We start from the raw sequence: 13275 nt of genomic DNA, 5'->3' as shown, positions 1-13275 counted from the left end.
TTTATTGTCTCAAGGGGAAAGGTGGCCGATGGCCCTACCCCATCTTGCGTTCGTCCAGGCCAAGGCCCCGGCCGATGATTTCCTTCATGATCTCGCTGGACCCGGCGAAGATGCGCGACACGCGGGCATCGGTGAAAAGCCGGCTGATCCGGTATTCCTCCATATAGCCGGCGCCGCCGTGGAGCTGTACGCAGGCATCAACCACCCGCCCTTCCAGTTCCGTCGCCAGCAGCTTACATTCGGCCGCCTCCTCCGGCGCCAGGGCGCCGTCGTTCAGCAGCATCACGCACTGGTCGATGAAGGTCTGGATGGCGTCGATTTCCGCCCTCAGACCCGCCAGGACGAACCGGCTGTTCTGAAAGGCACCGATGGGCCGACCGAAGGCGCGGCGTTCCTTGACATAGTCCAGCGTCAGGTCGAAGGCCGCCTGCGCCGCCGCCAGCGAGCCGATGGCCGCCACCATCCGTTCCTTGGCCAGGAAACGGGTCAGGTAGAAGAAGCCCTGCGTCGCGTCCCCCAGCACATTGGCCTTGGGCACCTTCACGTCGTGGAAGAACAGTTCCGCGGTGTCCTGCGCATGCAGCCCCATCTTCTTCAACCGCTGGCCGCGGGCGAAACCTTCCATCCCGGCTTCCACCATGAACAGGCCCAACCCATGCTTGCGGTCCGGTACGGTGCGGGCCGCAACGATGACCAGATCGGCCAGGATGCCGTTGGAGATATAGGTCTTCGCCCCGTTCAGCAGCCAATGGTCACCCTTGTCCTCCGCCCGGGTGCGCATGCCGGCCAGATCGGAGCCGGCGCCCGGTTCCGTCATGGCGATGGCCAGGATGCGATCCCCGCTGACACAAGCGGGCAGCAGGCGCTGCCGCTGCTCCTGGGTGCCCAACGCATCGATATAGGGGGCAACCAGGTTGGAATGCAGGTTGATGTAGAAACCGATCTCACCATGGATGATGTTCTCCTCGATGATGATCTGCTCGAACCGGAAATCGGTGATGCCGGAACCGCCGAACCCTTCCTCCGCCCAGGTAAGCAGAAGACCCGCCGCGCCGGCCTTGCGGTAGATGTCCCGGTCCACATGGCCCTGGGCGCGCCAGCGCTCCGCATGCGGGGCCACCTCCTTCTGGAAAAAGCGCCGGGCGCTGTCGCGGAACTGGTCATGTTCGGGCAGGAAGATCAGGCGGCGCATGGCGTTGCCCCCGCCGGCGGATAGAACCCCTCGCCCCTGGCCGCCCGTTGCCGCAGCCAGGCCGACGGGGCATAGCGCGGGCCATGGGCCTGGGCCAGCCGGTCCGCCTCCGCCACGAACACCTCGATGCCGACCGTGTCGATATAGGACAGGGTGCCACCGGTCCATAACGGAAAGCCCCAGCCATAGACGGCGCCAAGGTCGGCATCCTGTGGCGTGATCAGCACCCCTTCTTCCAGACAGCGGGCCGTTTCCATGGCCTGGATATAAAGGAAGCGGCGCGTCAACTGCGCCCCATCCACGTCGCTGCGGGCGGGGAAATGCCCGGCAAGACCGGGCCACAAATGCTTGCGCCCGCCGGCCGGATATTCATAGAAGCCGCCGCCTGCCTTGCGGCCGCCGCGCCCCAGCACGTCACGCATGTGGCGCAGGACCGGTACGCCGGGCGGCGGGGTATAGCGGTCACCTTCCTCCGCGATCGTCTGGTCCACGATCTTCAGCGGCAGGTCGAGCGTGACCTCGTCCAGCAGGGCCAACGGTCCGACGGGCATGCCGGCGGCACGCGCTGCATTCTCGATCACCGCCGGGGGCACGCCCTCGGCCAGCATCGCCGCCCCTTCATGGATGAAGGTCTGGAAGACACGGCTGGTATAGAAGCCGCGGCTGTCATTGACGACAATCGGCGTCTTGCGCAACTGCGCCACGAAATCCAGCGCCCTGGCCAGCGTTTCGGGGCTGGTGCGCCGGCCCATGATCACTTCCACCAGCCCCATCCGTTCGACGGGCGAGAAGAAATGCAGTCCGATGAACTGCTCCGGCCGCGCCGATGCCTCGGCCAGTTGCGTGATGGGCAGGGTGGAGGTGTTGGAGGCGAAGATCGCACCGGCCGGGATCACGGCTTCGGCCTTTGCCGTCGTCGCAGCCTTCACGGCGGTATCCTCGAACACGGCCTCCACCACCAGATCCACACCGTCCAGGCCGGCGAAATCGGTCGTGGCGTGGATGCGGGCCAGGATGGCAGCAGCATCGGTGGCGGTGCGCCGTCCCTTCTCCACCTCCCGCGCCAGCACTCCGGCGGCATGGCCCCTGCCCTTTTCGGCCAGTTCGGACGTGCGGTCGATCAACACCACGTCGATCCCTGCCTGGGCCGACACGAGGGCGATGCCGGCCCCCATCATGCCGGCCCCCAGCACGCCGACCTTGGCCACCCGCGACGGCGGCACGCCGGCCGGCCGGCGCAGGCCGCGTTCCGCCGCCTGTTTCGACAGGAAACTGGTGCGGATGATGTTACGGGCCACGGGATCGGTCAGCAGGCGCGCGAAATATTTGGATTCCACCGACAAGGCACGGTCGAAGGGCAGTTGCATGCCTTCGAACACGCAGGACAGGATGGCGATGGGTGCGGGCAGGTTGCGCCCGGCCTTGGCCGCGCCGGCCGTGGCCGTCGTGAACAGGACGGCCGTTTCCGGCACCAGCACGCCCCGCGCCTCCGCCGCCTGATACCCCTTGCGGTCCCAAGCCCGCACGGGGTCGGGCCCCGATTGCAGCCAGGACCGGGCCGCGTCCAGCAGTTCGGCGCCCGGTACCACCTCGTCCACGATCCGCAGCCTCAGTGCTTCGTCCGGCTTGACCGCCCGGCCCGACAGCAACAGGTCCACGGCCGCCCTCGCCCCAGCCAGGCGCAGCAGGCGTTGCGTGCCGCCGGACCCCGGCAACAGGCCCACATTCACCTCCGGCAGGCCGACGACGGCCCGCCTGTCATCCACCAGGATGCGGTAATGGCAGGCCAGCGCCAGTTCGAACCCGCCGCCCAGCGCCAGCCCGTTCAGGGCGGCGACCCAGGGCTTGCCACCTTTCTCGATGGCGCGGTGCATGGCCGTGGCCCGCTGGCTGAATGCATAGGCCTGACGCCGGTCCATGGTCTCGAACCCGTCGACCAGAAGCTTCAGGTCCGCACCGGCCATGAAACCCTTTTTGGCGGATGTCAGGATGACCCCTGTCACGGCGGCATCGGCGGTCAGGTCGGCGATGGCCTGCTCCATCTCCGCCAGCCAGGACGCAGAGACGAGGTTCACGCTTTCATCAGCATTGTCGAGCGACAGGACGGCGATGCCATCGGCACCCTTTGCGATGGAAATATGACGCATGTTCATGGCTTCACACCCGTTCGATGATGGTAGCCGTGCCCAGGCCGTTGCCGGCGCACAGGGTGACCAGGGCTGTCTGCTGGCCGCGACGCTCCAGCTCGTCCAGCGCCGTGCCCAGGATCATGGCGCCCGTGGCCCCCAGCGGATGGCCCAGCGCGATGGCGCCACCACAGACATTGATCCGGTCATGCGGAATATCCATGACCTGCATGTAGCGCAGCACGACGCTGGCAAACGCCTCGTTCAATTCGAACAGGTCGATATCGCCCTTCTGCATGCCGCAATTCTTCAGCGCCTTTTCGCTGACGGCGGCCGGCGCGGTCAGCATGATCGACGGTTCCGACCCGATGGAGGCGAAGCCGCGGATACGCGCACGGGGCGTCAGCCCCGCCTTCTTCCCAAAGGCGTCCGAGCCCACCAGCACGGCCCCCGAACCATCCACGATGCCCGATGAATTGCCGCCGGTATGGACATGGGCCAGGGCCTCGATCTGCGGATAGCGGGCCAGCGCCACCTGGTCGAACCCCAGCGCCGCCAGGCCGGTGAAGGCCGGCTTCAGGGCGCCCAGCCCCTCCAGCGTCGTGTCGGGACGCGGATATTCGTCGCGGTCCAGCACCACCTCTCCCAGCACATCGGTGACGGGGATGATGGAGCGGGTGAAGCGCCCCTCCCGCCAGGACTGCGCGGCACGCCGCTGGCTTTCCAGGGCATAGGCATCGACCTGGGTGCGGCTGAAACCGTCCAGCGTCGCGATCATGTCGGCGCCGATGCCCTGCGGGATGAAGTAATTGTGGTAGGCGACGCGCGGATCAGCGCTCCAGGCGCCGCTGTCGGCACCCATGAATACCCGGCTCATGCTTTCCACGCCGCCGCCGATGCCGGCCTGGCTCATGCCGGACATCACCTGGGCCGCGACATTGTTCACGGCTTCCAGGCCCGACGCACAGAAGCGGTGGATCTGCTGCCCGGCCACCGTCTGGGCATAACCGGCGTTCAGAACGGCGGCACGGGCGATGACGCCGCCCTGTTCACCGACCGGCTGGGCACAGCCGATGACGACATCGTCCAGAAGGCCTGTGTCCAGGCCGTTGCGGTCGCGCAGGCTCCGCAGGATCTGGGTCAGCAACTCGACGGCCGTGATCTCGTGCAGCGACCCGTCGGGCCGTCCCCGGCCGCGCGGCGTGCGCACATGATCATAGATGAAAGCTTCCATCGTGATCGGTCCACAATTCGGAAATGGGAAGATGCCCCGTCTTCCCATGCCACCCCCACCCGGACACCTATCGATGGACAGGTGGAAACCGCGTTCCGGCCCGGCATCGTCACGCCATGATCAAGAATGTCGTGCAAGGGAGTGGAACGGCAGTGGAACGGACGGGTGAGGATCTGGCCCTGATGCGGGTGTCGGCGACAACGCTGGGCGACCTGCTGCTGGGCGCATGCGACCGGGCACCGGACAAGGAAGCCCTGGTATTTCCAGATGCGCGGCTGACCTATGCCGCGTTGGCGGGGCGGGTCATGCGGCGGGCACGCGGTCTGTGGGCGCTGGGCGTGCGCCCGCGTCAGCATGTGGGGCTTCTCTATCCGTCGGGCATCGATCTGGTGACCGACCTTTTCGCCGTGGCCCTGTGCGGCGGGGTCAGTGTGCTGATGAACGCCCGCTACCGGCCGGCCGAACTGGCCTATGTCGCCGCCAATGCTGATCTGACGACCATCCTGACCACGGCGGACACGCCCGAGCAGGTGGATTTCACGGCCCGGCTGCGCGAAGCCTTTCCGGGGCTGGCGGATGCTGTGGATGCCGCCGCCCTGTCACTGCCCGACACGCCGCATCTGCGGCGCATCGTGCTGACGGGAAAGACGGGACCGGTTCCCGGCTTCATCGATGCGGCCCGGTTTGAGGCCGGAATCGACGGCGTGGCGGAACGGACGATCCATCATGCCAGGCTCTGCGTGCGGGTGCGCGACACCTGCATGATCCTTTACACGTCCGGCACGTCTGCCAATCCGAAGGGCTGCCTGCTGAGCCACGAGGCCATCGTGCGAGAGGCGGCGAACCTGGGCCGCTATCGCTGGGGCTTCACCGGCCGGGACCGCATGTGGTCGCCGCTGCCCCTGTTCCACATCGCCGCCCTGTCGGGTCTGCTGCTGGCCATCGATGCCACGGGCACCTTCATCGGGCTGCCGCATTTCGAGGCCGGGGCCAGCCTGCGTCAGATCCGGGAGGAAAGGCCGACCATGGTCTTCCTGCCCTTCGTCACCTTCCATCAGGCCATGATCGCGCATCCCGACTTCGAGGATACGGACATGTCCTGCGTCCGGCTGATGAATAGCTGTTTCGTGATGATGCCGGAGGCGGTGGGGGCCGTTTACCGGCGGAAGATGCCGAACGCCCTGCAGTGCGGCACCTATGGCATGACGGAGACCAGCGGCATCGCCTCCACCGGCGGGTTCTCCATGGAACCGGAACTGGGTTTCCAGCGGCTGGGCTTCGCCCTGCCCGGCGTGGAAATCCGCATCACAGATGCCGAAACCGGTCAGGACCTGCCGGAGGGACGGCATGGCGAAATCCTGGTGCGCGGCTACAGCCTGTTCGATGGCTATTACAAGGACCCGGACAAGACGGCGCAGGTTCTGGACGCGGACGGCTGGTATCATTCCGGCGACATCGGGTCGCTGGACGACCATGGGCATGTGATGTTCCATGGCCGGTTCAAGGAGATGCTAAAGGTCGGCGGCGAGAACGTGGCCGCGGCGGAGATAGAGGCCGTGCTGGCCCGTCACCCTGCGGTGCAGCTTGCCCAGGTGGTGGGCCTGCCCGATGCGAGGCTGGTCGAGATACCCGCCGCCTTCATCGAGCGGACACCCGACAGCACGGTCACCGCGGAAGAGCTGACGGGCTTCGTCCGCCAGCAACTGGCGGGCTTCAAGGTGCCGCGCCACATCCGCTTCATCGGCGAGTTCGTGCCGCAATGGCCCATGTCGGCTTCCAAGATCCAGAAATTCAAGCTGCGCACCGCGCTGATGCGCGAATTGGACCTGAACGACTGACGGCGGGGACCGGAACCATGCGTGTCATCATCACGGGCGCGGCCAACGGCATCGGCCGCGCCACCGCCGAACGGCTTCTGGATCAGGACCTGATCCGCGGCGACCATCGTTTCCTGCTGGTGGATCGCGACAGGGACGGGCTGGCGGCGCTGGCCGATGAAATCGGCCCGGCTGCCGCCACGCTGGCCATCGATGTCGCGGCCGCGGACAGCGCGGATCGCATCATGGTCACCGCCCTGGCCCATATGGGCGGCATTGACGGGCTGGTCGCCAATGCCGGCATGATCGCCGGCGGCGGCCTGACCGACATGGGCACAGAGGATTACGACCGGCTGTTCGCCGTCAATACACGGGCCGTCTGGCTGCTGGCCCGCACCGCCCATCCCCATCTGAAGGCAAGCCGGGGTGCCATGGTCGCCACCGGTTCCATTTCCGCCACGCAGCCCACGCCCGCGCTGGGCGCCTATGCCCCGGCCAAGGCGGCCCTGCTGATGCTGGTGCGGCAATTATCGGTCGAATGGGGGCCGGACGGCATCCGCTGCAATTGCGTGTCGCCCGGTCCGACCCTGACGCCCATGACGGCCGCCGGCTATGCCGACCCGCAGCGGCGGGCGCAGCGTGAAGCCGGCATCCCCCTACGCAAGCTGGGCACGGCCACCGACGTGGCCAACGCCATCCTGTTCCTGCTGGGGCCCCATGCGGGGCAGATCACCGGCATCGACCTGCCCGTCGATGGCGGGCTTTCCAACTGCCTGATGATCGCCAGCGGCGCCGGCAGCGGTCAGGCCCGACCCGCCAGCCACGGAGGTTCATACGGAGGTTCATGATGACCTATCCCCCCGCCCCGCCCGTTGCCGGCCACAGGCTGGACGGTGACGGCACCTATGTCATCGACAAGGCTGAAAACGCGGCCCTGTGCCGGTCCACGGGCGTGGAGCCGGCCACCGATGGCACGGCCCATCCGGCCTATTATTACATCGCGACCCAGGTGGCCATGGGCCAGACCGTCGCCGGCCTTTGCGCCCTGTGCGATTTCGATATCGAACAGGGGCCGATGATGGCCAGTTCGCGGGTCGATTTCCAGGATGCGCTGCGCACGGGCGTGGCCTACCGCGTCACGGGGGAGATCATCGGCCTGACCCGCAAGCCCAGCCGCAAGCTGGGCCTGATGGACATGCTGGAATATCGCCTTCGCCTGCACGGCCCCGATGGCACGGTCGTGCTGGAAGCCACCAATGTCTGGGTGCTGCCGCGCCGGGAGCTGCTGTCATGACCATGCCCCCACCCACCGTGGGCAGCGAATTGCCCGCCTTCACCGTCACCGTCAGCGCCCGGACCATGTGTGACTGGGCGCTGTATCTGCGCGACCCGAACCCCATCCATCTGGACCCCGATTTCGTCAGGGCCAGGGGGTTGGGCGACCGGGTCATCAACCAGGGGCCGGCCAACCTGGCCTATATCATCAACATGCTGGCGGGCGCCTTTCCCGGTGCGCGGATCGCGTCGCTGGAAAGCCGCTTCGTCGACAATGCCTATGACGGTGACCGGCTGACAGCCGGTGGGCGGGTCGTGGAGACCGACGGGCGGCAGGCCATCTGCGACGTCTGGCTGACCGCCGACGGCGACCGCCCCATCATCCAGGGCCGGGCCGTGATCCTGCCGCCCCCCTGACAGCAAGCCCGATACACCGGAAATCTGAGGAACCCCCATGCCCAGCGGCCCCTTCGCCCATGTCTGCCTTCTGGTCCGCGACCTGGACCAGGCCATCGCGGACTGGACCACCCTTCTGCGCGTGCTCGACCCCGATGCCCTGAAGGAACCGGTCGTGCGTTACGACGGCTTTTCCAGTGGTGCCGACCAGGACATGCGCTGGGCGACCTTCGTCGCCAACCATTCGACGGAAATCCAGCTCATCCAGCCGGCACCCGGCACACCCCTTGGCGACCGGCTGGCCGCCAAGGGAGAACATGTGCATCATCTGTGCTTCACCACCACCGACGTTCCGGGCAGCCTGGCGCGGCTGCGGGCGGAAGGCATGCAGGTGCTGGGCGACGGGACGACCAACCGCGACCCGGACATGACATGGCAGGAATGGGGCTGGGTCGGCCCGAAAAGCGCGCATGGCGTGCTGATCGAGGTGGCCGCCCCTTATGAGAGCCGTGGCGACGGGCGGTGGTATCCGGCTTCCACCCCGGCCAACACAAACGGCTGATCCCATGGTGTTCCGCACGATATTCCTGCCCGGCGAGGGGGTCCGGCTGGTGGCGGACGCCGTCGGCGATCCGCACGCCCCGCCCGTCCTGTTCCTGCATGGCGGCGGACAAAGCCGCCGGTCCTGGCGCGGGGCCGCCCGCCGGGTGGCCGAGGCCGGATACCATGGGATCAGCATCGACATGCGCGGCCATGGCGACAGCGAATGGGCGCCGGACGGGCGCTATGACCTGGACAGCATGGCGGGGGATCTGCGCTGCGTCCTGCGTCATCTGGGCCGGCCCACGGTTCTGGCCGGCGCGTCGCGCGGCGGTCAGGTGGCCCTGGTGGCGGCAGCGGACCTGCCGGACCATGCGGCGATGCTGCTGCTGGCCGATGTGATCCCACAGGTGGACCCGGCCGGCGTGGCGCCCATCAGCCGCTTCATGCAGGCCAGCACGGACGGCTATCCCGACCTGCAGGCCGCGGCCGATGCCCTGGCCGGCCTGCCCGGCCGCAAGCGCCCAGCCGATCCGGCCACGCTGGCGCGTGTCATGCGGCGGGGAGACGATGGGCGCCTTTACTGGCAATGGGACCCGCGCATGGCCAATCCCGCCTTCATCAACCCGCCGGCCGAACGGTCCCTCATGGAACGGGCGGCGGCCCGGCTGCGCTGCCCCGTGCTGCTGGTCCGGGCCGAACATAGCGAAATCATGACCGACGCGGGGGTGGCCGCCTTCCACCGGCTGACCCCTCAATTGCAGGTAAGGCTGGCCAGGGGCGTGGGCCACATGTTCACCAGCGACCAGAACGACCTGTTCGCCCTGCCCCTGCTGGAAAACCTGAAAGCCCTTCATTCCAGCCTGTCCAGCACGTCACGGCCATAGGGGACCAGATCGTCGAACCGGCCGGCCCGCACCTTGCCGCACCATTGCGGGTCGGCCAGCAAGGCACGGCCCACGGCGATCAGGTCGAAATCCCCGCGTGTCAGCGCGTCCGCCAGCGGCGCCGGGTCGAAGGCGACCGAAGCGTCAGCCCCATGTTCGGTCACCGACATCGGCGTCCCCAGCCCGACGCTGCCGACGCTGATCACGGGCCGGCCCGTCAGACGCTTGACCCAGCCGGCCAGGTTGAGGGGTGATCCGGGAAATTCCGGCTCCCACCAGCGGCGCTGGGAACAATGGAAGACATCCACCCCGGCCGCCGCCAGCGGCTGCACGATGGCCGCCAGTTCGTCGGGTGACGTGGCCAGCCGCGCCGCATAATCCTGCTGTTTCCATTGCGACAGGCGCAGGATCAGCGGAAAATCCGGCCCGATGGCGACCCGCACGGCGGTGACGAGTTCCACGGCGAAACGGTTGCGCCCGTCAAGGCCGCCGCCATAGGCATCCGTACGCCGGTTCAGGGCATCCCACAGGAACTGGTCCACAATATAGCCATGGGCACCGTGGATTTCGATCCCGTCGAATCCCAGCCGCCTGGCATCCAGGGCCGCCCGCACGAAGGCATCGATGACAGCCGTGATCCCCGCTACCGTCATCGGGTCGGCGATAGGGCGTCCGCCGGGCTTGGCGATCCCGGAGGGGCTGGAAACAGGCAGGTCGCGGTTGGGCGCATCATAGGAAGGCGGGCGCATGGCGCCGACATGCCAAAGCTGGGGCACGATCCGCCCGCCCGCCGCCTTGACCGCCGTCACGACATGCTGCCAGCCTTCCAGCGCGCGGCCGTGGAATGCCGGCGTCCGTTCCGAATGCGAGGCGACGGGATGATCGATGGTCGTCCCCTCGGTGATGATCAGGCCCACCCCATCCTGCGCGCGGCGGCGGTAATAGGCGGCGATGTCGGCCCCTGGATACTGGCCGGGCGCACGCCAGCGCGTCATCGGCGCCATGACGATACGGTTGGGCAGGTCCAGGCCGCCCGCCCGGAACGGCCGGAACAGGGGGGCGACGGAAACGGGCATGTTCATCGGGGAAACTCCTGCTGACGGACATGGGCGCCATCCTGTGGTTCCCGGCGCCCCGTCGTCGCCTTCCGGCGGATAGGAAAGACCTGAACCGCCCGGCCGTCAGGGGGCATACCCCCTCCACGGATAGGTTCGCCCCCTGACGCTTTCAGCCAGACAGGAATGGATGCAAGGCGGGATCTACCCGCTGCTCCGAACAGACACCCGCCCTTCCGGCCGGCGCTGTTCGGCCTAATGAACGGGAGGAAACAATGATCTTTGGAAACAGGCCCGGAATCCGTCGGCGATATCTGGCCGCCGGCTGCGCCGCACTGGCAATTCTGGCGCTGGCCCCGATGCCGGGTGCCCATGCGCAGGCTTCCGACCAGGGCGGGCAGGCCGACACGGCCAGACAGGATTTCCTGGGGGAAATCATCGTCACGGCCCGCCGCCGGGCGGAAACGCTGATTTCCGTACCCGTCGCCGTGTCGGCGATCAGCGACGAAACCTTGCAGAATTTCGGTGTCACCGACATCCGCAGCATCGCCAACTATTCCCCGGGCCTGTCGATGGACCGCGTGTCCAGCGGCGGCGGGGCCACCATCACCCTGCGCGGCATCGGCACGTCCCCCGGCCAGGCCGGGTTCGAGCAGACCGTTTCCCTGAATATCGACGGGGTCCAGACGTCCCGTGGGCGGGCCATCACCCAGGGCCTGTTCGATGTGGAAAGCATCGAGGTGCTGAAAGGTCCGCAGGCCCTGTTCTTCGGCAAGAACAGCCCGGCCGGCGTCATCTCCATCACCTCTGCCGGGCCGACCGACACGGTTACGGGCTATGCCCGTGTCGGGTATGAGACGGTGGCCGACGAGATCATCACCGAAGGCGCCATCGCAGGCCCGCTCAGCGACACCGTCGGTGCGCGGCTGGCCGTGCGCTATCGCAACATGGACGGCTGGCTGCGCAATATCGGCGGGCCCGTGCCCACGTCCGTCCCCGGTGTGCGCCGTCCCGGTGACGAGGAGGTGCTGGGCCGCCTGACCCTGACCTGGAAGCCGGAGAACAGCAATTTTGACGCGACGCTGAAACTGTCGGCCAGCGATTACAGCGATGACGGCCCGGCGGCCGGCCAGCAATTGTTCTATTGCGGCGCCCGGCCCGCCGGGGGCGTGTCGGGGATGGTTGATCCCTATGGCGAATGCAAGCTGGACAAATATTATTCCTCGGCCGGGCTGGCGGATGGTGTGGCCGACAACTGGCCCTATGCCAAACAGCAGCCCTATAGTGACGTGAAGGTCTACCTGGCCTCCCTGTCGGCAAATTACACGATGGAGAATCTGGCCCTGACCTCGGTCACGGGGTTCTTCAGCACACGGTCGCGCTACAGCGACAGTTTCGATGCCACCTCCTACTACATCATCGGAGCATCGGAACGGGAGGATTTCGACAGTTTCAGCCAGGAGTTCCGGCTGCTGTCCTCCTTCGACGGGCCGGTGAACTTCCTGCTGGGCGCCTATTACGGCGATACCGATCTTTATTTCGAGAATAACAGCCGCATCCTGCTGCTGCCGGCCGACCCGGCGACGGGCAAGTACCATACCTGGGAAAAGCCCAGCGGCACGAAGGGCAAGGCCTATTCCGTGTTCGGACAATTGATCTGGGACGTGACGGACACCGTGGAACTGGCCGGCGGCGTGCGCTACACGCGCGAGACCAAGGATTCCTACCTCTACAATTCCTATGTCCAGCCGGCCCTGTCGGGCACGGTCTTCCTGCCCCCCACCTCTGTCCTGACCGACAATTTCCGCGACAGCAACTATTCCCCCGAGGCGACGCTGAGCTGGCGTCCCACGTCGGAGGTCACGACCTACATCGCCTACAAGACCGGCTACAAATCCGGTGGTCTCGGCCTTTCGGCCGTGCTGACCCCGGCCTCAGTCACGGCCGACGACTTCAACTTCGAGGCGGAAAAGGTGAAAGGCCAGGAAGTGGGCGTGAAGGCCCAGCTTCTGGACCGGCGCCTGACGCTGACCACAGCGGCCTATTCCTATCTCTACAGCAATTTGCAGGTGAACGCCTTCAATGCGGCGCTGGCATCCTTCACGGTCGCCAATGCCGCCAGCGCCCGCTCCAAAGGCTTTGAACTGGATGCGAATTTCCGCATCACGCCGGATTTCTCTATCTACGGCTCCGTCGCCTATAACCGCAGCCGCTACAAGGACTATATCAGCAGTTGCTATGGCGGGCAGACCTTCGCCATGGGCTGCAACGTGTCCTTGAGCGCCGGGCCCGACGGGATCACAGGCACCGCCGACGATAGCTATGGCCAGGAAATGGCCGGCCGGCCGCTGACGCGCGCGGCGGACTGGTCGTTGAATGGCGGCTTCAACTACACCGTGCCGGTGGCCGATCTCTGGGACCTGGGCCTGTCGGGCAATGCCCGCTACACCAGCAAGATCAATGGCACCGACAATCACAATCCCGGCGGCGTCCTGAAGGGCTATTGGGTGCTGGACGCGGCGGCACGGCTGGATTTCGACCGTTCGTGGGAAATCTCGCTGATCGGCCGCAACCTGACAAACGAGTTCTACGGCTATTTGCAGGAAAAGCCCGGTGCGCCCACCACGGCCGGCACGCCGTCGCAGGTGATGGCCATCCCGACGCGCGGCCGTCAGGTGATGGTGCAGGTCGGCTACACCTTCTGATAGCGCCCCCCGGAACGGGCCGACCCGTTCCGGGGGCAAGGGTGACCC

The 13275-nt window shown here is 66.9% G+C and carries 11 protein-coding genes; 7 read left to right on the top strand and 4 right to left on the bottom strand.

Features of this window, described 5'->3' with window-relative positions; genetic code table 11:
* Window positions 1-34: 34 nt before the first annotated feature.
* The 3 genes from ABC728_RS22255 to ABC728_RS22245 are packed head-to-tail and all read right to left on the bottom strand — an operon-like array spanning window position 35 to window position 4552.
* Window positions 35-1192, bottom strand: coding sequence for an acyl-CoA dehydrogenase family protein (locus ABC728_RS22255; RefSeq protein WP_416621393.1), 1158 nt, complete (start codon window positions 1190-1192; stop codon window positions 35-37).
* Window positions 1180-3345, bottom strand: a complete 2166-nt coding sequence (locus ABC728_RS22250) for a 3-hydroxyacyl-CoA dehydrogenase NAD-binding domain-containing protein (protein ID WP_416621392.1) — start codon at window positions 3343-3345, stop codon at window positions 1180-1182. Before ABC728_RS22250 ends, ABC728_RS22255 begins: the two co-directional genes overlap by 13 nt.
* 4 nt (window positions 3346-3349) lie before the next feature.
* Window positions 3350-4552: an acetyl-CoA C-acetyltransferase gene (locus tag ABC728_RS22245; protein ID WP_445376504.1), complete on the bottom strand. Its 1203-nt coding sequence runs from the start codon at window positions 4550-4552 to the stop codon at window positions 3350-3352.
* Window positions 4553-4668: 116 nt separating this feature from the next.
* Between ABC728_RS22245 and ABC728_RS22240 the strand changes: the two genes are divergently transcribed.
* The 6 genes from ABC728_RS22240 to ABC728_RS22215 are packed head-to-tail and all read left to right on the top strand — an operon-like array spanning window position 4669 to window position 9467.
* Window positions 4669-6390: a class I adenylate-forming enzyme family protein gene (locus ABC728_RS22240; protein ID WP_416621391.1), complete on the top strand. Its 1722-nt coding sequence runs from the start codon at window positions 4669-4671 to the stop codon at window positions 6388-6390.
* Window positions 6391-6407: 17 nt separating this feature from the next.
* The gene (locus ABC728_RS22235; RefSeq protein ID WP_416621390.1) at window positions 6408-7217 is read left to right on the top strand and encodes an SDR family NAD(P)-dependent oxidoreductase; all 810 of its coding nucleotides are present in this window, start codon (window positions 6408-6410) and stop codon (window positions 7215-7217) included.
* Window positions 7214-7663 carry a hypothetical protein gene (locus ABC728_RS22230; protein WP_416621389.1) on the top strand — a complete coding sequence of 150 codons (450 nt, stop codon included), beginning with the start codon at window positions 7214-7216 and terminating at the stop codon, window positions 7661-7663. The genes ABC728_RS22235 and ABC728_RS22230 overlap by 4 nt, the downstream gene beginning before the upstream one ends.
* Window positions 7660-8061, top strand: coding sequence for a MaoC family dehydratase (locus ABC728_RS22225; protein ID WP_416621388.1), 402 nt, complete (start codon window positions 7660-7662; stop codon window positions 8059-8061). Before ABC728_RS22230 ends, ABC728_RS22225 begins: the two co-directional genes overlap by 4 nt.
* Window positions 8062-8098: 37 nt before the next feature.
* Window positions 8099-8602 carry a VOC family protein gene (locus ABC728_RS22220; RefSeq protein ID WP_416621387.1) on the top strand — a complete coding sequence of 168 codons (504 nt, stop codon included), beginning with the start codon at window positions 8099-8101 and terminating at the stop codon, window positions 8600-8602.
* Between the two features lie 4 nt (window positions 8603-8606).
* Complete coding sequence (locus ABC728_RS22215) at window positions 8607-9467, top strand: alpha/beta fold hydrolase (RefSeq protein ID WP_416621386.1); 861 nt, start codon at window positions 8607-8609, stop codon at window positions 9465-9467.
* Here ABC728_RS22215 and ABC728_RS22210 read toward each other — a convergent pair.
* Window positions 9434-10549 (bottom strand): NADH:flavin oxidoreductase, encoded by a 1116-nt coding sequence (locus tag ABC728_RS22210; protein WP_416621385.1) that lies wholly within the window; start codon window positions 10547-10549, stop codon window positions 9434-9436. The genes ABC728_RS22215 and ABC728_RS22210 overlap by 34 nt on opposite strands.
* Before the next feature lie 248 nt (window positions 10550-10797).
* Here ABC728_RS22210 and ABC728_RS22205 point away from each other — a divergent pair, with 248 nt between their 5' ends.
* Window positions 10798-13227, top strand: coding sequence for a TonB-dependent receptor (locus ABC728_RS22205; RefSeq protein WP_416621384.1), 2430 nt, complete (start codon window positions 10798-10800; stop codon window positions 13225-13227).
* The last annotated feature ends 48 nt before the right edge of the window (window positions 13228-13275 follow it).

The organism is Niveispirillum fermenti (assembly GCF_052474395.1).
Note: the sequence above shows the minus strand (reverse complement) of the source record. Positions and strands in the feature narration are given on the sequence as shown.